This is a genomic window from Paraburkholderia sp. RL17-381-BIF-C (assembly GCF_046026435.1).
Classification (GTDB): domain Bacteria; phylum Pseudomonadota; class Gammaproteobacteria; order Burkholderiales; family Burkholderiaceae; genus Paraburkholderia.
In genome coordinates, this window is sequence record NZ_JARESX010000103.1 from 1 (window position 1) to 20,135 (window position 20,135).

Annotated in this window: 21 protein-coding genes; 12 read left to right on the top strand and 9 right to left on the bottom strand. The window is 62.4% G+C overall.

The window, feature by feature from the left end; genetic code table 11:
* Nucleotides 1-136: 136 nt before the first annotated feature.
* Complete coding sequence (locus tag P0D70_RS33485; RefSeq protein WP_408187659.1) at nucleotides 137-1,267, bottom strand: MBL fold metallo-hydrolase; 1,131 nt, start codon at nucleotides 1,265-1,267, stop codon at nucleotides 137-139.
* An 85-nt stretch (nucleotides 1,268-1,352) separates the two neighbouring features.
* Between P0D70_RS33485 and P0D70_RS33490 the strand changes: the two genes are divergently transcribed.
* Nucleotides 1,353-1,967 (top strand): TetR/AcrR family transcriptional regulator, encoded by a 615-nt coding sequence (locus P0D70_RS33490; RefSeq protein ID WP_408187660.1) that lies wholly within the window; start codon nucleotides 1,353-1,355, stop codon nucleotides 1,965-1,967.
* A gap of 119 nt (nucleotides 1,968-2,086) precedes the next feature.
* On the opposite strand, the gene P0D70_RS33495 is transcribed toward P0D70_RS33490, so the two are convergent.
* A complete protein-coding gene (locus P0D70_RS33495; protein WP_408187661.1) occupies nucleotides 2,087-2,851 on the bottom strand; it encodes an SDR family oxidoreductase in 765 nt (254 codons plus the stop codon).
* Between the two features lie 139 nt (nucleotides 2,852-2,990).
* On the opposite strand from P0D70_RS33495, the gene P0D70_RS33500 reads away from it, so the two are divergent.
* The gene (locus tag P0D70_RS33500) at nucleotides 2,991-3,908 is read left to right on the top strand and encodes a LysR family transcriptional regulator (protein ID WP_408187662.1); all 918 of its coding nucleotides are present in this window, start codon (nucleotides 2,991-2,993) and stop codon (nucleotides 3,906-3,908) included.
* A gap of 111 nt (nucleotides 3,909-4,019) precedes the next feature.
* Here the strand turns inward: P0D70_RS33500 and P0D70_RS33505 are convergent, their stop codons facing one another.
* From P0D70_RS33505 to P0D70_RS33530, 6 genes are all read right to left on the bottom strand, one after another.
* Nucleotides 4,020-4,502, bottom strand: coding sequence for a cupin domain-containing protein (locus tag P0D70_RS33505; RefSeq protein ID WP_091804430.1), 483 nt, complete (start codon nucleotides 4,500-4,502; stop codon nucleotides 4,020-4,022).
* Between the two features lie 267 nt (nucleotides 4,503-4,769).
* Complete coding sequence (locus P0D70_RS33510; RefSeq protein ID WP_408187663.1) at nucleotides 4,770-5,951, bottom strand: porin; 1,182 nt, start codon at nucleotides 5,949-5,951, stop codon at nucleotides 4,770-4,772.
* A 583-nt stretch (nucleotides 5,952-6,534) separates the two neighbouring features.
* Nucleotides 6,535-7,146, bottom strand: a complete 612-nt coding sequence (locus P0D70_RS33515; protein ID WP_408187664.1) for an ATP phosphoribosyltransferase regulatory subunit — start codon at nucleotides 7,144-7,146, stop codon at nucleotides 6,535-6,537.
* Nucleotides 7,147-7,479: 333 nt separating this feature from the next.
* Nucleotides 7,480-7,875 carry a hypothetical protein gene (locus P0D70_RS33520; protein WP_408187665.1) on the bottom strand — a complete coding sequence of 132 codons (396 nt, stop codon included), beginning with the start codon at nucleotides 7,873-7,875 and terminating at the stop codon, nucleotides 7,480-7,482.
* 598 nt (nucleotides 7,876-8,473) lie between these two features.
* The gene (locus P0D70_RS33525; protein ID WP_408187666.1) at nucleotides 8,474-8,758 is read right to left on the bottom strand and encodes a YybH family protein; all 285 of its coding nucleotides are present in this window, start codon (nucleotides 8,756-8,758) and stop codon (nucleotides 8,474-8,476) included.
* A gap of 73 nt (nucleotides 8,759-8,831) precedes the next feature.
* Nucleotides 8,832-9,785, bottom strand: coding sequence for a LysR substrate-binding domain-containing protein (locus P0D70_RS33530; protein WP_408187667.1), 954 nt, complete (start codon nucleotides 9,783-9,785; stop codon nucleotides 8,832-8,834).
* A gap of 157 nt (nucleotides 9,786-9,942) precedes the next feature.
* On the opposite strand from P0D70_RS33530, the gene P0D70_RS33535 reads away from it, so the two are divergent.
* The 10 genes from P0D70_RS33535 to P0D70_RS33580 all read left to right on the top strand — a co-directional run bounded on the left by P0D70_RS33535 (nucleotide 9,943) and on the right by P0D70_RS33580 (nucleotide 19,879).
* The gene (locus P0D70_RS33535) at nucleotides 9,943-11,010 is read left to right on the top strand and encodes an ABC transporter substrate-binding protein (protein ID WP_408187668.1); all 1,068 of its coding nucleotides are present in this window, start codon (nucleotides 9,943-9,945) and stop codon (nucleotides 11,008-11,010) included.
* Between the two features lie 57 nt (nucleotides 11,011-11,067).
* Entirely contained in the window at nucleotides 11,068-12,147 is a 1,080-nt protein-coding gene (locus P0D70_RS33540) for an ABC transporter ATP-binding protein (RefSeq protein ID WP_091804446.1), read from the top strand.
* Nucleotides 12,134-13,006 carry an ABC transporter permease gene (locus P0D70_RS33545; protein ID WP_408187669.1) on the top strand — a complete coding sequence of 291 codons (873 nt, stop codon included), beginning with the start codon at nucleotides 12,134-12,136 and terminating at the stop codon, nucleotides 13,004-13,006. The genes P0D70_RS33540 and P0D70_RS33545 overlap by 14 nt, the downstream gene beginning before the upstream one ends.
* 15 nt (nucleotides 13,007-13,021) lie before the next feature.
* Entirely contained in the window at nucleotides 13,022-13,819 is a 798-nt protein-coding gene (locus P0D70_RS33550; protein WP_091804452.1) for an ABC transporter permease, read from the top strand.
* Entirely contained in the window at nucleotides 13,816-14,952 is a 1,137-nt protein-coding gene (locus P0D70_RS33555) for an NAD(P)/FAD-dependent oxidoreductase (RefSeq protein WP_408187670.1), read from the top strand. The genes P0D70_RS33550 and P0D70_RS33555 overlap by 4 nt, the downstream gene beginning before the upstream one ends.
* Nucleotides 14,953-14,959: 7 nt before the next feature.
* On the top strand, nucleotides 14,960-15,331 hold the full coding sequence (locus tag P0D70_RS33560; protein WP_408187671.1) for a (2Fe-2S)-binding protein: 372 nt from the start codon (nucleotides 14,960-14,962) through the stop codon (nucleotides 15,329-15,331).
* Complete coding sequence (locus tag P0D70_RS33565) at nucleotides 15,321-16,739, top strand: FAD-dependent oxidoreductase (RefSeq protein ID WP_408187672.1); 1,419 nt, start codon at nucleotides 15,321-15,323, stop codon at nucleotides 16,737-16,739. Before P0D70_RS33560 ends, P0D70_RS33565 begins: the two co-directional genes overlap by 11 nt.
* On the top strand, nucleotides 16,732-17,904 hold the full coding sequence (locus P0D70_RS33570; protein ID WP_091804465.1) for an NAD(P)/FAD-dependent oxidoreductase: 1,173 nt from the start codon (nucleotides 16,732-16,734) through the stop codon (nucleotides 17,902-17,904). The genes P0D70_RS33565 and P0D70_RS33570 overlap by 8 nt, the downstream gene beginning before the upstream one ends.
* A 78-nt stretch (nucleotides 17,905-17,982) precedes the next feature.
* The gene (locus P0D70_RS33575) at nucleotides 17,983-18,336 is read left to right on the top strand and encodes a RidA family protein (protein ID WP_408187673.1); all 354 of its coding nucleotides are present in this window, start codon (nucleotides 17,983-17,985) and stop codon (nucleotides 18,334-18,336) included.
* A 199-nt stretch (nucleotides 18,337-18,535) separates the two neighbouring features.
* Nucleotides 18,536-19,879 (top strand): TAXI family TRAP transporter solute-binding subunit, encoded by a 1,344-nt coding sequence (locus P0D70_RS33580; protein ID WP_408187674.1) that lies wholly within the window; start codon nucleotides 18,536-18,538, stop codon nucleotides 19,877-19,879.
* A gap of 69 nt (nucleotides 19,880-19,948) precedes the next feature.
* Here P0D70_RS33580 and P0D70_RS33585 read toward each other — a convergent pair.
* Nucleotides 19,949-20,135 (bottom strand): 4Fe-4S dicluster domain-containing protein (locus P0D70_RS33585; protein WP_408187675.1); only part of this gene is annotated, 187 nt, incomplete at its 5' end.

Genomic DNA, 20,135 nt, shown 5'->3' on the forward strand with positions numbered 1-20,135 from the left:
TTGCGCCGATAGACTGGCTCGCTTTGTAGCCTGTGCGATATTCCACTTCTGAGTAGCGGAGACCTGTAAATGAGTGTTGGCGAATGAGGTATTGCGACGCGCAATCACCCGACGACCAGGCGGCGCCAATCAGGCTTCAGGAAGACTCCGCGTCTGCGGCATTGCGCGACGCGCACAGGCGCCATGCGGTCTTCGGCGCAGCGGCGGTCTCGACGGCATGGCGCCACCAGCGTTCGCCGCGATGCGGGGCGCTCAGATCCAGCCGCTCGCCCATGCCGGGCGTCGAGAGCGCGACACCATGCACGAGAGCGAGGCCGCTCACCCTTTCGAACGGCTCCTGCCAGTGGTGCATCGCGAGGTCGAACGTGCCGTTGTGAATGGGCACGAGCCAGCGGCCGCGCAGATCGATGTGCGCCTGCACGGTTTCTTCGGGCTGCATATGAACGTACGGCCACTGTGGGTCGTATGCGCCGGTCTCGACCAGCGTGACGTCGAATGGTCCAAGGCGCTCGCCGATCGTCCTGAAGCCGTCGAAGTAGCCGGTGTCGCCGCTGAAGAAAACACGCAGATCATCGTCGACGATCACCCACGACGCCCATAACGTGCTGTTGCCGTCGAACAGGCTACGGCCGGAAAAGTGCTGCGCGGGCGTCGCGGTGAACTGCATGCCACCCATCTCCGTGCCTTGCCACCAGTCGAGCTGCCGTACTTTCTCAGCGTCGATGCCCCATTCGATCAACCGGTCACCCACGCCGAGCGGTGTCAGAAACACACCGGTGCTCTGCGCGAGCGAGAGCACGGTTTCGCGATCCAGATGGTCGTAGTGATCGTGTGACAGGATCACGCCTCGTAGCGGCGGCAAATCGGCCAGCGCGATCGGCGGCGCATGGAAGCGCTTCGGGCCCAGATTCCGGAATGGCGACGCACGCTCGGCAAAAACGGGATCGGTCAGCCAGAACTGGCCGCGCAGCTTCAGCAGCATCGTCGAGTGGCCGAGCCGGTAGAGGCTGCGGTCGGGCGCCTCGTCGAGCTGCGAACGCGTCAGCGCGCCCACAGGCAACGCGACCGTCGGCACCGTGCCGCGCGGTTTGTTGAACAGCAGGTTCCACGCGATCCCAAGCGTCTTGCGCAGGCCTTCGACGGGACGCGGCTTGACGTTGCGAAAACGTTCACCGTCGTGCTGCGGTGAGTGGCTGGACAACGCGCGGCCGCGTTTCGCGGCGGTAACGCCGAGCACGCGGCTGACAAAGGCGGGGAGCGACGTCATGAGATAGGCGGTCCAAAGAAAAATGTACACTCGGCAGTGTAGTTTATTTTCGAGAAAAGTAAACTGCCCGGTGTAAAATCCGCTCATGGATTCAAGTGACACCCCTCAACGCCTGACAGACCGCAAACGTGCCGCCATTGTCGGCGCCGCGATCGAGGAATTCCTCGCGGCCGGTTACGACGCGACCAGCATGGACCGTATCGCCGCCCGCGCGAACGTCTCGAAACGTACGGTCTATAACCATTTCCCAAGCAAGGAAGCCCTTTTCGCGGCGATTCTTCATCGGCTTTGGGACGCGAGCCAGCAGGGCGACGCGCCCGCCTACCGTGCCGACGAACCATTGCGCACACAGTTGCTCGACCTGTTGGGCCGCAAGCTGCGGCTGCTAAACGACGAGTCTTTTCTGTCGCTTGCACGCGTGGCAATAGCGGCCGGAATTCATTCGCCGGAACGCGCGCGGGATATGGTCGCCCGCCTCGGTGAACGCGAAGAAGACCTGACCGTGTGGGTCCGGGCGGCCGCCGCGGACGGCCGTCTCAAGACCGACGACCCGCTTTTCGCGGCGCTGCAGTTGCAGGTGTTGGTGAAGGGCTTTGCATTCTGGCCGCAGGTGACGATGGGCCAGGCGCCGCTCGGCGAACAGGAGCAAAGTCAGCTCGCGGAATCAGTCGCTGACCTGTTCCTCGCGCGCTATGCGTGAGCCGGCGTCCGGGATTCGCGATTCGAACTTCACATGCCGCGAACTGGTGTAGGCCACGAAGCGCAGCCTGTTCACGTGGACGATCTCTTCAATCGAGGTCCCGGACGCCGCCCGGAATTTCACGTGCGTGTAATCGATGCGCCGCCATCCACTAGCGAAGCAGTGCCGGTCACGAAAGACGAGTCGTCGGACGCCAGATAGAGCACCGAACGGGCAAGTTCCTCCGGCCGCGCAACCCGCTTGAGCGCATGCAACGCGGTGACGAACGCTTGTGACTCGGCCGTATCGTTCATGTCGCGATACATTGGTGTATCCACGGCGCCGGGCAGAATCGCGTTGACGCGCACGCCTTGCGGGCCGTACTCGGCAGCGAGCGCCTGCGTCAGCCCAATCAGTCCGGCTTTGCTCGCAGCGTAGGCCGCGGTGCCGGGGAACGCGAATGAATACCCGACGAACGTCGACGTAAAGATGATCGATCCGCCGCCTTGCTTCACCATTTCGGGGATCTGGTGCTTCGCGCCCAGAAACGCACTCGTCAGATTGGTCGCCAATGCCGCCGACCAGCCAGCCTCCGACACGCCTGTGCTCGGGCCCATTTCGCCCAGCGTGCCGGCGTTGTTATAGGCAATGTCGAGCCGGCCAAAGCGGCTGACGGCGAGCGCCACCAGCGCTTTTGCGAAGTCCTCCGACTGCACGTCGCCCGCCAGGAAAGCGGCTTCACCACCCGCGTCGGCAATCTCAGCAGCGAGCGTTTCAAGTTCAGCTTCGCGGCGCGCCGCGATCACCACTTTCGCACCTTCCGCAGCGAATAGTTTTGCGGTGGCCCGGCCAATTCCCGCGCTGGCACCGGTCACGATGGCGACTTTTCCATTCAAGCGTTGCATGTTCAATCTCCTGCAGCAGTTTGTCGACCGAGGCCGAATACCTCGGTCCGTGGAAAGCACTATAGGCTTCAGCCATGCATGCAGAAAGGCGCAAAACATAGGTATATCATTCAGCAATTATGAATGATCGGGAACCGACATGGACCGGCTGCGCGCTTTTGAAGTCTTCGTGACCGTGGTGAGCCGAGGCAGCTTCACGCGAGCGGCCGATGTGCTCGAAACCTCGCCCGCCAACGTGACCCGCTACGTGAATGAGTTGGAGGCGCATCTCGGCACGCGCCTGCTGAATCGCACATCACGCAAACTCTCGCTCACAGAGGGCGGCGAGACCTTTTACTCACGCTGCAAATCCATTCTCGACGACGTCGCCGAGACCGAGGGGCTCGTGTCGTCCGCGTCGATCGAACCGCGCGGCCGGCTGCGCATCAATGCGCCTGTGAGTTTTGGGATTCTGCACCTGGCGCCGCTATGGCCCGAGTTCATGCGGAAATATCCCGAAGTGGAGCTCGACGTCTCGCTGATCGACCGCGTCGTCGATATTGTCGACGAAGGTTACGACCTCGCCATTCGCATCTCACGCGCCGGCTCGACTAACTACGCAGCCCGCAAGCTTGCGACATCCACCAACATTCTGTGTGCGTCGCCGGCTTACCTCGCGCGTTACGGATATCCCGCAGCGCCCGCGGACCTGAACGAGCATCGATGCATCGGCTACTCGTATGCGGCCACCGGCGACGAGTGGCAACTGATCGACAGAAATGGCAAGGCTCACATCGTGAAGGTCAACTGCCACATGCGCACCAACAATGGCGACACAGCGCGTGCTGCCGCGCTTGCCGGGCAAGGCGTGATCTGGCAGCCCACGTTTCTGGTCGGCAACGACCTGCGTGCCAGCCATCTCGTTCGGGTCTTGCCTGAGTATCGTCTGCCTGACATCGACGTACAAGCGTTGTACCCGAGTCGTCGACACATTAGCGCCAAGATGCGCGCGTTGATCGATTTCCTCGTCGATGCATTCGGCGGAACGCCTCCGTGGGATCGGCCCGACCACGCGTGAGCGCGTGTCGCCGCGGCGACGAATCGAAAGGCGCCTGGAAAACTGCGTCCAGCGCGCGCCGACATTGCCGTTGACGCTGCGTATGAACTGTCCGCGCTTTGGAAGCGAACGTTACTCCGGCTTCCCGTCATGATCGCCGATCGGTCTGATTGGCCAGTCCGTCCAGCGGTCCGCGCGCGTCAGTTCGTACGCTTCATTTAGCGGATATCGGATACGGTTGTCTTCGCGCGGGCGCTCGCCGATCACCATCAGCCTGACTTCGTCGGCAGTGTTGTTGATGAACGTGTGGCAGATACCGGTGCCGGCCGGAAACGCAACCGAGTCGCCTTCGACAAGAGCGTGCAGAACGCCGTCGATCCAGACATCGGGCTTGCCTTGAAGCACGTAGACAAACTCTTGCTCGGTACTTTCAGCATGCGGATATGAAGTGCGCCGACCCGGCAAGAGCCTGACATGATGTATGCCGATCCGCGTAATACCCATCGCGGCGGAGAGGGGCGCGTCGAGTCCCATCGGCTCGGAGTCACCCCGATAGCAATGCGCATGCGGCTCTTCCAGTTCGGTCCAGTGCTTGATGAAATCCGGGCGACTCATCGCTTGTTCTCCTTGGTGACGAAAAACGATGATAGCGGGTTACAGAGAGAACGAACGACGCACGATCCTCGCGCGGTGGCCTTCAATGCCTGAAGCAATCCCCGCCTTTGCTGTTCAGAGGAACGGCTTGGCGGGGTTTGATCAGTTGTCTTCAGCTAAAGCCAGAGCTATCGACCCGCTCGATAACGTGCGGTCCGGCCAGCGCAGCCACGGCTGCCGCTGCGGATTGCGACAGAGCCCCTCGGCGCGCCGACCATGACGGGTCGACTAAAAACGGTGCCTCAGCCCCAAGGCGGCGACGAACTGGTTCGCGCCGGACGCGCGCGAGAAGTTCGAGATCTGCGCGCCCTGAATCCCGGTTCCTTGCAGTTGGTTGGCGCGTTGATAGATGGCTTCCGTATAGACGTCGGTGCTGGGCGACAGGAAGTAGGTGTTGACGATGCCGGCCTGATGCCACTTCGGATAGCGCACGCCCGTCGGCGTGGCGAAACGGCCGAGCGTGAATGTATAGGCAGCCGAAATATCCCACCTCGGAGTGACGGCGTAGCGCACGTTGATTTCGACGTTGTCGAAGCGCACGTCGTCGCCGGGCAGGCTGATAGCGGTATCGGCCACGTTGTTGATCGACGAGGCTTTGTCCAGCCGCGTTTCGCTCAATATGAGGCCGACCGCCGTTTGAGTGAAATGATAAAGGCCGCCCGCCGCCCAGGTGCGCTGCCGCTCCGCGTTGAACGGCGCGCCGGCCGGTTCGGCGCCGTTCGTATTGGCCGTCGCGAGGTTCGATGCGTTATTGAATTGAAAGTAGCCCGCACCGAGGTCCAGATTGGTGTACTGATACCCGAGACCAAAACTGTAGCCACGGTTATCCGCGAAGCCGCCCGCTTCGTTCGAGAAGCCATATAGCGCGCCGAGCTTCAGTCCACCCAGCAACACCGGACTCGTGTATTTGACCGAATTGTTCGTGCGTGTGTAATTGTCGAGGTTGTCGTTGTCGAAAACGTGCGCGAAAGCGGTACCGCCGTATCGTGTGCCGCCCAGCGCGAACGGCTCGACGAACTGAACGACTTCGTCGAACTGACGACCGAATGTGAGCGTGCCTGTCGACTGCGAAGCAAGTCCCATCCACGACTGAAAACCAAACAGGCGGCCCTGTTGCGCGGCGGTGCCGTTCATCACGTTAAAGCCGTTGGTCAGCGTGAAAATCGCGCTGAGATCGCTGGAGATCTGCTCGTTGCCGGACAATGCCCATCGGCTGATGTTGATGTCGCCATTCTTCGCCTGCCAGGCACTTCGATGACCATTCGCGTTGCCCGCGTCGCTGACGTAGGCGAGACCCGCGTCGACCGATCCTGACAGGCGCACCGAGTTTTGTGCGTGCACGGCCGGACTGGCGAACGCGAGCAAAACGCTCGTTATCCGAATTTTCATCTTCAACTTTCTTTTATTCATATATTAATCTGATGCTTTGCGAGGGGTTGCGATATATGTCGATATATGTCGATATGCCGGCAGGAGACGATTAATGCGCGCATTGTGTGGATTGCATTTTCCATTTCCTGAAAATGCTTTCATGCACCTGGCTGCAGGCCGAATGTTGTGCGGTCTGATCGTGTAAGCGGCTGCTTGCCGGGATTAGGGAGCTGCGTGCGTCCACGTCCATGGCTCGACGCGTGACGCAGGCATATAGTCGGCGTACGTGCCGGGGCCGATAAAGCGTATTTTCAGGAAGAGACTGTTATGGATAGCTCAACGTCGGCGTATGCGCCCCGGGCGTAACGAACCTCGGTCCATCGGGTTAGTCGAGATTACTAAATCACTATTTATTGGTTGACGGCTCTTTGCCGGAATGGCGTCCGATTAATGATTCGACTCCGATCTGCCGAATTGGAAAAAATGAAGTTAACACGCGTGATTCAATAGGCGATAGCGTGCTAACTCAAACGGCCTTTCAGCGCATGAGTCAGGTCGGCGGGCGAACGGCCACTATCTGAGAACAGGGGACATGTGAATGCCCCCCTCGATCTTCCCTTCGCTATATGAGCCCTTGAGCAGCCATGGCTAACAGCAACCGCTCTGCCCCGATGCCGAAGCCGGCGCCCTCCCGGTATGCCCCTCCGCCTACAACTTGCTGTTGCGCGCCGAGTTCGGTGCAGCGCATCTCGAAACCTTGGCCGTTCAGGTAATAGCTGAGTCCCCTGCGAGCCGCATCATCGATTTCATAACGCACTCCGAGTGAATCGAGAAAGCCGACCGCAATCTCCTGGCTCCGCTGCGCAGCCAGTTCAGGATTTGCGCAAAGATATTCGAATCCCAGTTGCGAAAACTCCCGATAGCGGCCGGCCTGCGGTCGCTCGTATCGATAGCAGCGCGCAACGTAGAACAGCATGCGCGCCTCTCGTTGACCAAGCAGTGCGATGCACCTCTCCTGGAATAAGGCCGTGGCTTCCGGGATCAGGCAGCAAGGTCGTCCCTTCTTATCCGGAAAGGCCCACATCTGGCCGATGATCTCACTGCCGCCGGCCTTCTGGACGAACGTATCCTGCGACCACAAGGCAGGCACGATAGCCTCTTCGGCTCCGGCATCAATGAAGGTAGCTCCGGAACCGATCTTCCAGAGTGCGTATTTGTGCGGCTTCCTTCCCAACGATAAAACGAGTTCCGCGAATCATGGTCATGAGATCCTCTCGAGTCCGGAAAATAAAAAAAGGCGCCTGAGGCGCCTTGATCGTTTGTGCATGGAGACGGAGAAAACGAACTCCCGAATTCCTTGCTATGGACGTAACGAATCACGGCGCACTGGATTGCGGCCGTGATGATGGTAAAGCCGGGTCGGTACGTTACGAAGTTCCATATAGACAATACTGACACACAAAACCTGGAAGCACCATCCTGCACTGAACTCGTCGACGCGAGCGCAAACGAAACGGGGCGCTTCCGTACAGCCCACGCCCCGCGAATTCAACCTGTCGGCAGAAGATCAGTTCCGCGCTTTTTCAATTGCGCCGACGGCCAGTTGGCGCGCGAGGTCGCCGTACAACTCGGCCCATTTGCCGAGCAATCCAGGGTCGTCAGTAAGAAAGAGTGGATGTTCGGCCCACGCGCTCACGTCCGCGCCTTTCCAGGCCATTTCGAAGATTCGCAGATCTTCGTCCTCGCTCACGCCAATGTCGACCATTTCGCGGAACGACGCAAGATCGGCGAGTTGCACGTTCCGCACCGGGATCGTGTGAATGGCAGCCAGTGCGCTCGCCGCGCGCTCGCGGGCATCTTCGCGAGTGCCGGCGAACACGAACACGATGCTGTCTTCGTCGGCGTGACTGAATACGGCCCGATAGAGCGAGGATCTGCAGCGATCGCTGAGTTGCGTGCCCATGGTTGCCTTGATTGCTGAAGACGGTTCGCCATATTGGCCGGTGGATCGGGGGCCGCCGGGTTGCGGTTCCGGTCGGTGCTTTCGGTTGCGGCATCTGTCGCTGCACAGGTACAGATACATTCCGCATACGACAAGACAAGCCAGCGAGAGAATTCCCACACCCTCAAGTACAGCCAGATCAGCGTGCGCCATTTCAGGCCCCCTTCAGTCCCGCTTATACTTCGTCTCCCATGTCCGGAGCCTTCCGGCAAGTTCAGTCGAGTCCGGGGCCGCGGCGTATCGGTCTGCGCCCTTCGTCGGATAGCATGAGGCTGTCAGCGAAGGGCGACGCTACGAGTATCCGGCGAGGTTCACCAGCGATCAACTGAGCACACCTCTCTATTGACCAAAGCGGTTCACTATAGGACGCTAGTGGGCTGGAGTGCCGGAACCGCAAAGCTCTCGCAAGCGCAAGCGCAATTGCACGGCCTTGAGCGCCGCTGCTTATTACCGCGTTATCCACACAATGTTATAACGCTGTGCCGGAAAAGGCAGACTTGATCTGGTAAACCCAGGTGCTTCCGGTAACGTACGTCGTGAAAGTGATTGTGCTGCCCGATCACACCACCCGGCCGTCTCTCAAGATGGCTTCTCCCGTGCGAGGATTCGTCAGGGTGACGTTCTCCAGCGCCTTGATTCGCCACTCGCCAGCCTGCCGCGTCAGCACCGCAAGGATCAGCGTATCGACAGCATGCAGCTCGATGATCGCCTCGACGCCGCGCACGTAGTGCCCGAACCGGTTCACGAAGGTCGCGTCCTCATGGAACAACGCTCCGAGGGACTCCATGTCGTGGCGGTTCCAGGCGTTCTGAAACGCGTGGAGCGCGTCTTCGGGTTGTCTCATTTGATTCATGTGGATTCTCACAAGTGTTTACACTGGGACGCCGGACGCCCACTGCTCACCTTACTCGCGCCCCTCAAGCCCCACTCCGCACCCGTACCCGCCGGCGTCCCGCCACACTCCGCGCCGGCGCCACGACCTCCGCCAGCAATTCCTCGTGCAAGCCCCGCAAAACCTCGACGAACGCCGATGCGAGCCGCTCCCGCGGCCGGTGCGGAGGAAACAGCAGATAGGTCTGAAAACGCGTAGCCGGCAAGAAAGGGCGAATCTCGATCCCGGGTCCTGCGAAGTCGCGCGCGACGATCGGATGTGCCAGCGTCACCCCCATGCCGTGACGCACCATCTCGCAGCACATTGCAGTGTATTGCGCTTCGATCGCGAGGACGCGCTGCACGCCCGCGCGCTGGAACACCTCGTCCATCATCGCACGCGTGCCGTCGCCGTGACACAGCGAGATGAACGACTCGCCTTCCAGATCCTCCGGCTTGATGCTGCGCTTCGCCGCCAGCCGATGCGCCGCGGGCAACACACACACGGCAGCCACATCCGACAGTTGCTCGACCTCGCAATCGGATGCCTCGCTGACATACACGGCCACGCCGAGGTCGCAAAACTGCGACGCCGTCCAATGATTGACAGTGCCCGACGTATTCACGTGCAGCGACACGGTGACGTCCGGGAACAGCTCGACAAAGCGTTTGATCGCATGCGGGACCAGCGTCATGCCCGCCGAAGGCATTGCCGCGATGCGCAAACGCCCGCTGCCGAGATTGCGAATCTGCGCCGCGGCGTTCGCTAGCCCTTGCAAGCCGACGAACGCGCGTTCGACTTCGCGAAAGAACGCCTCGCCCTCGCTGGTTGGAATCAGACGCACGCCGCTGCGCTGAAAGAGCTGCAAGCCCGTGTCGCGCTCCAGCTGCGCGATCAGACGGCTGACGTTCGGCTGCGAAGTGAAGAGCGCCTTGGCCGCGGCGGTCATCGATCCCGACACCATCACCGCGCGAAACGCCTCGATGTGCTTGAGATTCATCCGTATTCTCCCTTAGACGAGGCCCACCAATCCATATCATCCATGCATAGATAGGTATTTTATTCGTATTGGACGACATGACCAGCCGGCGCGACACTGCATTGTAACGACGGGCAGTGAAGCCCGCCTCCCCACACCGGAACTGGAGATCGTCGTCATGAGAAGAGCGTTGCATCGCCGTCTGTCCGCCCCATCCCGCACCGCCATCGCGGCGCTTTCATTCACGTCCGCCCTGGCCGCGCCGCTCTTCGCGCAAGCCGAGACCACGCTGTATGTCGCCAATGTCGGCGGCTCGAACGAGCAGGTCTACCGGCAAAAAATCATTCCGCCGTTCGAAAAGGCGCACAACGTCAAGATCGTCTACGTCGCCGGAAATTCGAGCGATACGCTCGCCAAGTTGCAGGCGCAGAAAGGCCATCAGCAGATCAACGTCGCGGTGATGGACGATGGTCCCATGTATCAGGCGATGCAGCTCAACCTGTGCGCAAAGCTCGACGACGCGCCCGTGATGAAAGACCTCTACCCGCTCGCGAAGCTCGGACCGACCGCGATCGGCGTCGGCATGGTGGCGACCGGCATCGGCTACAACGAAGAGGCGTTCAAGAAGGCCGGCCTGCCGCCGCCCGATTCGTGGAAGGCGCTCACGGACAGCCGCATCAAGGGCAAACTCGGCGTGCCGCCGATCACCAACACCTATGGTCTGCATACGCTCGTGATGCTCGCGCGTCTTTCCGGCGGCGGCGAGAAGAACATCGATCCAGGTTTCGCCGCGATGACCAAGGACGTCGCGCCGAACGTACTCTCCTGGGCGCCCACGCCCGGCGAAATGGACGGCCAGATGCAGGCGGGCGACGTGATCCTCGCGCCCTATGGCAGCGGCCGCGCAGTCGCATTGCAGAACACCGGCTTTCCGCTCAAGTTCATTTATCCGAAGGAAGGCGCGGTCGCGCTGCAGGTAGCGGCATGCGCCGTCGCGGAAAACGCCCAGCCGCAGTTGTCGCAGCAGTTCGTGCAATACCTGTTGAGCCCGGAAGTGCAGGCGTTGCAAGCGCAAGGCATCGGCCTGGGTCCGGTCAACAAGACCGTCAAACTCACGCCGGAGATTGCCGCGCGCGTGCCCTACGGTCCCGAACAGATCTCGAAGCTGACCGCGATGGACTGGACCACGATCAACCAGCATCGCACCGAGTGGACCGAGCGCTGGAACCGTTCGGTCGAACGCTGAACTCCGACACCAGCAAGTCCCTCGCGCGGCGCGCGATCTGATGAAGGAGCAAGGCGTATGGCCTTCCTGACTTTGCAAAACATCTCGAAACGCTACGGCGATTTCACGGCAATCGAACACCTGGATCTTTCCGTCGAACGTGGTGAACTGCTTTCGCTGCTCGGACCGTCCGGCTGCGGCAAGACCACCACGCTGCAAATGGTCGCGGGCTTCGTCACGCCGACCACCGGCAGCATCCTGCTCGATGGCCGCGACATTACGCACGAGCGTCCCGAGAAACGGGGCATCGGCGTGGTATTCCAGAGCTACGCGCTGTTTCCGCACATGACGGTGGCAGGCAACGTCGGCTTCGGGTTGGAGATGCGCAAGGTCAAGCGCAAGGAGCGCGATGAGCGCGTTGCCGAGGCGTTGTCGCTCGTGCGCCTGAACGGCCTCGGGCACCGCTATCCGAAGGAACTGTCGGGCGGCCAGCGGCAGCGTGTGGCGATTGCTCGCGCTATCGCGATGCAGCCCGAACTGCTGCTGCTCGACGAGCCGATGTCCAACCTCGACGCCAAGTTGCGCGAAGAGATGCACATCGAATTGCGCGCGATCCAGAAGCGGCTCGGCATCACGACAATTCTCGTCACGCACGATCAGGTCGAAGCGATGACCATGAGCGATCGCATCGCGGTGATGCATCGCGGCGTGATTGCGCAACTGAGCACGCCTTACGACGCGTATGAGCGCCCCGCCACGCCGTTTGCCTCGACGTTCCTCGGGCGCACCAATGCGTTTTCCGGCGAAGTGCTGCGCCGCAATCCGCGCTGCGCCGAGGTAGAGGTCGCGGGCACCACCCTGCATGTCCCGCACGAAGGCCGTCATGTCAACGGCGCGGTGAACGTGTACATCCGTCCGGAAAAGGTGCATCTGGCCAATGGCGATGCGCGGGTGCGCGGTCGCATCTCGACACGTGTTTTCGTCGGCAATCAATGGCTGCTCGAAGTGGACACCGAACTCGGCAAGCTGCGTATCGCGCAACCGAACCACGGCGCGCCGCCGCCCGAGGAAGGCGACGAAGTCGGCCTTGCGTGGACCGACGACGACCTGCGCGTGCTCACGCGAGACAACCAGGAGAGCCCTCATGGCCACGCTTGACGACGCCCGCCCTGGCGCCGCGCCGTGGCTGCTGTCGGGGCCCGCGCTGCTGTTGTTCATCGGCTTGCTGTTGGTGCCGATGCTGCTCACGCTGATGCTGTCGTTCCGCGTCTTCAGCGATACGGCGGGTGTCACGGCCGCCTATACGCTCGCCAACTACTGGGAAGTCGTCAGCGACCCGTATTACGGCACGATCTTCCTGCGCACCGCCGGCCTCGCCTTCGCCGTCACGCTGCTGTCCATCGTGCTCGGCGTGCCGGAGACCATCGTGCTCGCGCGCATGAGGCGTCCGTGGCAGTCGCTCTGTCTGTTGATCGTGCTGGGCCCGCTGCTCATCTCCGTGGTGGTGCGCACGCTCGGCTGGCAGATTCTGCTCGGCAACAACGGCGTGCTGAATAACGTTCTGCAAGCGCTGCACGTCACCAGCGAACCCATCCGCCTCGTGTTCACGATGACCGGCATGATCATCGCGCTCACCCACGTGCTGGTGCCGTTCATGGTGATGTCGGTCTGGGCGACGATGCAGAAGCTCGATCCGCAGGTGGAATGGGCCGGCCGCTCGCTCGGTGGCTCGCCGTTCGCGGTGTTCCGCCGCGTGGTGCTGCCGCAGATCATGCCGGGCGTGCTGTCGGGCTCGATCATCGTATTCGCGTTGTCGGCCTCGGCGTTCGCCACGCCCGCGCTGATCGGCGGCCGGCGCCTCAAGGTGGTCGCCACCGCGGCCTACGACGAGTTCCTCGGCACGCTCAACTGGCCGCTCGGCGCGACTATCGCCGTGCTACTGCTGATCGCCAATGTGGCGATCGTGATGGGTTGCAGCCGGCTCGCCGAACGCCGCTTCCAGCACATCTTCGACTGAGCGAAGGAGACGATCATGAAACAGAACGGCATTCTCGGCCTCGTCTACAACGCGTTCTTTCTGACTTTCATTCTCGCGCCGCTCGCGGTGGTGATGCTCGTGGCGTTCACCGACAAGGGCTTCATCTCGATGCCTTTCGACGGCGCGTCGCTGCGCTGGTTCCGCGCGATCCTCGAGAACGGCGACATCGTCGCGGCGTTCTGGCTCTCGGTGCGGCTCGCGTTCGCGGCGGCGACGATCGGCGTGTTGCTGGCGGTGCCTGCCGCGCTGGCGATCGCCCGCTATCGCTTTCCGGGCCGCGCCGCGCTCACGAGCTTCTTCCTCTCGCCGATGATGATTCCGGCAGTCGTGCTCGGCATCGCGTTCCTGCGCTTTCTGTCGCTGCTGCATCTGTCCGGATCGTTCTGGTCGCTGGTGTGCGCGCACGTAATCATCGTGCTGCCGTATGCGCTGCGGCTCGCGCTGTCGTCAGCGGTCGGGCTGGATCGCGATGCCGAACGCGCCGCGCTCTCCTGTGGCGCGAGCCGCTTCACCGCCTTTCGCCGCGTGGTGCTGCCGATGATCCGCACCGGCGTGGCGGGCGGCTGGGTGCTCTCGTTCATCCAGAGCTTCGACGAACTGACCATGACCATTTTCGTCGCGACGCCCGGCACCACCACGCTGCCCGTCGCCATGTACAACCAGATCGCGCAGACGATCGATCCGCTGGTCGCTTCGGTGTCGGCGGTGCTGATCGTCGGCACGGTCCTTTTGATGATCCTGCTCGACCGCATGGTCGGCCTGGATCGCATTCTGATCGGAGAAACCCGATGACATTGACCAGCACCGCCAGCCCCGACGTCCTTGTATTGGGCGGCGGCCTCGTCGGTTCGGCCGTGGCCTACGGACTCGCCCGCGAAGGCGCGCGCGTGACCGTGCTCGACGAGGACGACGGCGGCTTTCGCGCGTCGCGCGGCAATTTCGGCCTCGTCTGGGTTCAGGGCAAGGGCTATGGCCTGTCGCCTTATGCACGTTGGTCGCGCAGTTCGGCCACGCGCTGGCCGGGACTCGCGGAAGCGCTGATGCAGGAAACAGGCGTGAACGTGGCATTGCGTCAGCCCGGCGGCTTTCACTTCTGCTTCGACGACAACGAACTCGCCGAACGCGAAAAACGCCTCTCGACACTGCAAGCCGAACTGGGCGATTACCCCTACCAGATGCTCGACGCCGCGGAAGTCCGCGCGCGCATTCCGCAGATAGGCCCCGCGGTGATCGGCGCGAGCTATACGCCAATGGATGGTCACGTGAACCCGCTCAAGCTCCTGCGCGGACTGCACACCGCCATGCAGGCGCGCGGCGTGCGGCTCGTGTCGGGCGAACGCGCGGAACGCATCGAGCCGCAAGCGCAGGGCTTCGTCGTGCATGGAAAGCGCGGGACGTATCGCGCGGCGCGGGTCGTGCTCGCTGCCGGGCTCGGCAATCGCACGCTCGCGCCGTTCGTCGGACTCGACGCGCCGGTCGCGCCCAATCGCGGCCAGGTGCTGGTGAGCGAGCGCGTCGCACCGTTTCTCGAGTATCCGACGCTCAACGTACGCCAGACCGACGAAGGCAGCGTGCAGTTCGGCGATTCGATGGAAGAAGTCGGCTTCAACGATTTCACGACCACGCATGTACTCGCCGACATCGCCCGGCGCGGCGTGCGCGCGTTCCCGATGTTGCATGACGTGCGGCTCGTGCGCATGTGGGCCGCGTTGCGCGTCTACAGTCCCGACGGTTTTCCGATCTATGACCAGTCCGAGGCGCACCCCGGCGCGTTCGTCGTCACCTGCCACAGCGGCGTGACGCTGGCGGCCGCGCATGCGCTGCGCGTCGCGCCGTGGATCATGGGCGCGCCGATGCCCGAGGAATTGCCCACTTTCTCCGCGCGCCGCTTCGAGCACGCCGGAGAACTGACTCCCGCTCATTGAATTCGACATGACTACCCAATCGACTCATACACTCTTCAAGCCGCTGCCGGACGCGCAAGGCGCAGCCATTGCGAGCGTCGACATCTGGTTCAACGACCGGCCGCTGTCCGTGCCGGGCGCCCGCTCCGTGGCGGCGGCGCTGCTCGCCGCAGGCGTATCGCGCTTTCGTGCGACGCCCGTGTCGGGCGCAGCGCGCGCGCCTTTCTGCATGATGGGCGCGTGCTTCGAATGTCTCGTCGAAATCGATGGCGTGCCGAGCCGCCAGGCCTGCATGGTCGAAGTCAAAGCCGGCATGCGAATCCGCTCGCAGGAAGGCGCGCGCGACCTGCCGCCCGCAAACCTGACCGACGCACCGTTGGAGAACGCCCATGGCCGCTGATTTCGCATCCGATTTCGCTTCCGAAGCCGTCGACGTCGTTGTGGTGGGCGCCGGCCCCGCGGGCATGAGCGCAGCGACGCGCGCCGCGCGTGCCGGCCTCAAAACCGTGCTGATCGACGAACAGGACGCCGTGGGCGGCCAGATCTATCGCGGCATCGGCCGCGCCGATGCGCGCCGCAAGGAGATTCTCGGGCCGGACTACGCAGCGGGCTCCGCCATCGCCGATGCGTTCGCCGCCTCCGGCGCGCGCCACGTGACCCATGCGACGGTGTGGCAGGTCACGCGCGAGCGCGGCGTCAATTATCTGAAGGACGGCAAGATCGGCAGCGTCGACGCGCAATGCGTGATTCTCGCGAGCGGTGCGTTGGAGCGGCCCTTCCCGATTCCGGGCTGGACGCTGCCCGGCGTGCTGACGGCGGGCGCAGCGCAAATTCTGTTGAAGAGCGCGGGCGAAGTGCCGGCCGCGCCGCCGGTGCTGGCGGGCTGCGGGCCGCTGCTGTATCTGCTCGGCTGGCAGTATGTGCGCGCCGGCGTGCCGATCCGCGCGCTGGTCGATACCACGCGTCACGAGGACCGCTGGCGCGCGAAGCGTCACGCGCTGGCGGCGCTGCGCGCGTGGCCGTTTCTGAGCAAAGGCTTGCAACTGATCCGCACGCTGCGCGAAGCGGGTGTGCCGATCTTCGAGGCGGCGGACGATCTGCGCGTGGAAGCGCGCATCGGCACGGATCACGTCGAGCGCGCCGCCGCGCTTCACTTCACGACACAAGGCACGGCGCATCGTATCGAAGCCGATGTGATCCTGCTGCACCAAGGCGTCGTGCCGAACACGCAATTCACGCAAGCGCTGCGCGCGTCGCACCGCTGGGACAACGCGCAGCTCTGCTTCACCCCGAAAGTCGATGCATGGGGCGAACTGGACGTGCCCGGCATTTTCGTCGCGGGCGATGGCGCGGGCATCGGCGGCGCGCAGGCAGCGGCCTTGCAGGGCACGCTCGCGGGTCTCGCGGCGGCCGCGCAACTCGGCGCGATCACCCCGGCGACACGCGACGCGGAAGCCGTCGCGCATCGCCGCGCACTGGCGGGCGTGATGCGCATCCGGCCTTTTCTCGACAGCCTGTATCGTCCGCGCGACGTCAATCGCATTCCGCGCGACGAGACTATCGTGTGCCGTTGCGAGGAAGTCACCGCGGGCGAGTTGCGCAAGTTCGTCGAACTCGGCTGTGTCGGACCGAATCAGGCGAAGTCGTTCGGACGCTGCGGCATGGGTCCGTGTCAGGGACGCATGTGCGGCCTCACCGTGACGGAAGTGATCGCCGACGCCCGCCGCGTCTCGCCCGCCGAAGTCGGCTACTACCGCATCCGTCCGCCGATCAAGCCGCTCACGCTCGGAGAACTCGCTGGTGAGTGACACGACCGACATTCAGGAAGCCGATGTCCTCGTGGTCGGCGGCGGGCTGCATGGCACGAGCAGCGCGTTCCACATGGCGCGGCGCGGCGCGAAGGTGATCGTGCTCGAAGCCGACTACGTCGCGCGTCATTCGTCGGGCGTGAATGCAGGCGGCGTGCGCACGCTGGGCCGTCCATTGCCCGAGATTCCGCTTGCGCTGATGTCGCGGGAAATCTGGCACGGCATGACCGATCTGCTCGGTGAGGATGGCGGCTTCGTTCCTTCCGGTCAGTTGAAGATCGCGGAAACGGATGACGAACTCGAAGCATGCCGCGAGCGCGTCGCCCTGCTCGAATCGCATGGATTCACGCACGAAAAGGTCATCGACCGGGAAAGCGTGCTCGAACTCGAACCGGCGCTCGCGCGGCATGTCACTGGCGGAATCTGGGTGGAGCGCGACGGCTACGCGCTGCCCTATCGAACCACCACCGCATTCCGGCTCGCCGCGCAACGACTCGGCACGCGGTTTCTGGAAGGCACGCCGGTGCGCCGCATCGAACAGCGTGGCACGCGATGGTTCGCCGTCACGTCACACGGCACGTTCAGCGCGCAAAAGCTGCTCGTCACCGCAGGCGCGTGGTCCGGCGAATTGGCGAAGCAGGTCGGCGAGCCCGTGCCGGTGCACCCCGAAGGTTTGATGCTGATGGTCACGCATCGTGTTGCACCGTTCTGCTCCGCGACGCTCGGCGCAACGGGCAGGCCGCTGTCTTTCAAGCAGTTCGACAACGGCACCGTGGTAATTGGCGGCAAGCTGATCGGCATTGCGGATCTGGCCAATCGTCACGGCGAAGTCGATTTCGTTCGTCTCGTGCGCAGTGCGCGCACCGTGACCGATCTGTTTCCTCATCTGCGCAATCTTGGCGTGAACCGCGCGTGGGCCGGCGTCGAAGCGTTTACCGAAGATGAACTGCCGGTCATCTCCGCGAGCCGCAAGGCGTCGGATCTGTATTACTCGTTTGGCTATTGCGGCAGCGGCTTTCAGCTCGGGCCGGGCTGCGGCAAGCTGGTGTCCGAACTGATGCTCGACGGCGCGCCGTCGATTTCGCTCGATGCGTTTGCCATCGATCGCTTTGGCCGCACCGCGGAGTCGTCCTTTAGCGGTGCTTCGTCTCTAGCGACGCATTAAACGCTGTTATTTCTTTGCGCCGTCGTGCGTGCAGTCAGCGCGCGGCGACTTCGTTCGACTTCAACTGGAGAGAGTTTCATGACCGATATCGTTCGTATCGAAACCAATCAACGCATGAGCCGCGTCGTCAAGGCGGGCGGCCTCGTATTCGTCGGCGGCCAGACTTCCGCCGATCACACCCCTGACGTGAAACTCCAGACCGCTAAGGTGCTGGAGAAGATCGACAATTTCTTGGAGAAGGCCGGCATCGACAAGACGCGACTCGTCTCCGCACAGGTCTGGCTCGCGGACATTACCCGCGATTTCGCGGGAATGAACGAGGTATGGGACGCATGGGTTCCGCAAGGTAGCGCACCCGCGCGCGCCACGGTGCAAGCGAAGCTTGCCGCGCCCGAGTTGCTGGTCGAAATCGCGGTGGTGGCACTTGCCTGAGAGGTGCTGCTGGCGCGGGTGTTTATCTGGCGTCTAAGGGTTCGCCGACAAACGCCTTCTGCCTGGTTGATTGCCGATACAGCGCAGGAAGAAAGCGCCTGCCGGATTGTTGACATGAAGCCGGGTAGCCTGCAGGCTACGCACGTTAGGGCAGCGTTGTGCTCCTCCCGTTCGGAGGGCTGACCAAAGAGGCCGAAACGTGCCAAGGAACAACCCCGTTCTCCATCGCGCCCGGAAAGGACCCATCAGGCCGAAGCGCCCGTGGCTCTTCATCACGGGTGCGATTCTGCTGCTGGCCGTGTCGGGCTGGTTGCTGGCGATCATTCTCGAACCCGCGTTTCAGCATACGATCGTCATCACATCCGGGGCGGACCAGGGAATCTATCGCGGCTTTGCGGACCGCTACGGCCCGATCCTGAAACGCAAAGGCGTGACGCTCGATATCCGCAGTTCTTCCGGTTCGATCGAAAATTATCAGCGGCTGAAGGATCCAGACAGCGCTTACCAGGTCGGCTTTATCCAGTCAGGCACGACCAGTCCGAAAGAGACCGACAACCTCAAAACGATCGCCGCGGTGTCGTACGAACCGATCTGGGTGTTCTATCGCGGCGACACCACGATTGACCGGTTGGCGCAATTGCGTGGCAAGCGGATTTCCATTGGCGTTCCTGGCAGTGGTCTGCTCAACGTCGCGCTGCAATTGCTCGCCTACAGCGGTGTCTCCGGCGACGACGCCAAGCTGCTGCAAATGGACGCGACCAAAGCGTATCAAGGTCTCGAAACGGGACAACTCGATGCGGCGTTCTTTATCGGCAGGCCGGATGCCGATATGCAACGAACCCTGCTCAACAGCAATCTGAAGCTAATGAGCTTTGCTCAGGCCGACGCGCTAGTCCAAAAATTTCCGGCACTCTCCAAAGTCATTTTTCCGCGCGGCTCGACGAGCATTGCCAACGATCGTCCGCCGGCGGATGTCACCCTGCTCGCCGCTACGGCTTTGCTGGTGGCGAAAGACTCGTTGCACCCTGCCTTCGTCTATCTGTTGCTGGACGCGGCCAGCGCCGTCCATGGCCGCGAAGATTACTTCACGCCACTCGGCACGTTTCCCAACGTCAACACAGATGAATTTCCCGTCTCCGACGAAAGCATCCGCTATTTCAAATCTGGCCGTCCGTTCCTGCAACGCTACCTTCCGTTCTGGCTGGCCAGTTTTATCGAACGGCGTCTTCTGATTCTTCTGCCCTTCGCGGCTTTGCTGCTTGGGGTGCTTCAGGCGCTGCCGCGAATCGCGGAGACACGGATCAAAAACCGCCTCGTAGTCTGGTACCGCGAAGTGAAGCTGCTTGAAGATGAGATACGGCGAAGCGAGCGGCCGAGCCGGGAGCAGATTTCACAATGGAGCAATGAGATCGAACAGATCGACGCGAATGCTAACCAGATACGCTTGCCGCAGCGTTATCTTCCAGACGTGTACGCCCTCAAGCAGGCAATTGAAGTGGTTAGAGGGCGGATTTCCTACATGGCTACGCAGATAAATAAATAGCCTGACGGGAAAGTCGAGGGGTTCGGATCGCACGCGAGGTGGCCATGTCAGGTCGCCCTGCGCGATCGACTACATGTTCGGATAGTTCGGACCGCCGCCACCTTCAGGCGTCACCCACACGATGTTCTGCGTCGGGTCCTTGATATCGCAGGTTTTGCAGTGCACGCAATTCTGCGCGTTGATCACGAGGCGCTCGCTGCCGTCGTCGTTCTTCACGAATTCATACACCGCTGCCGGGCAGTAACGCGACTCCGGC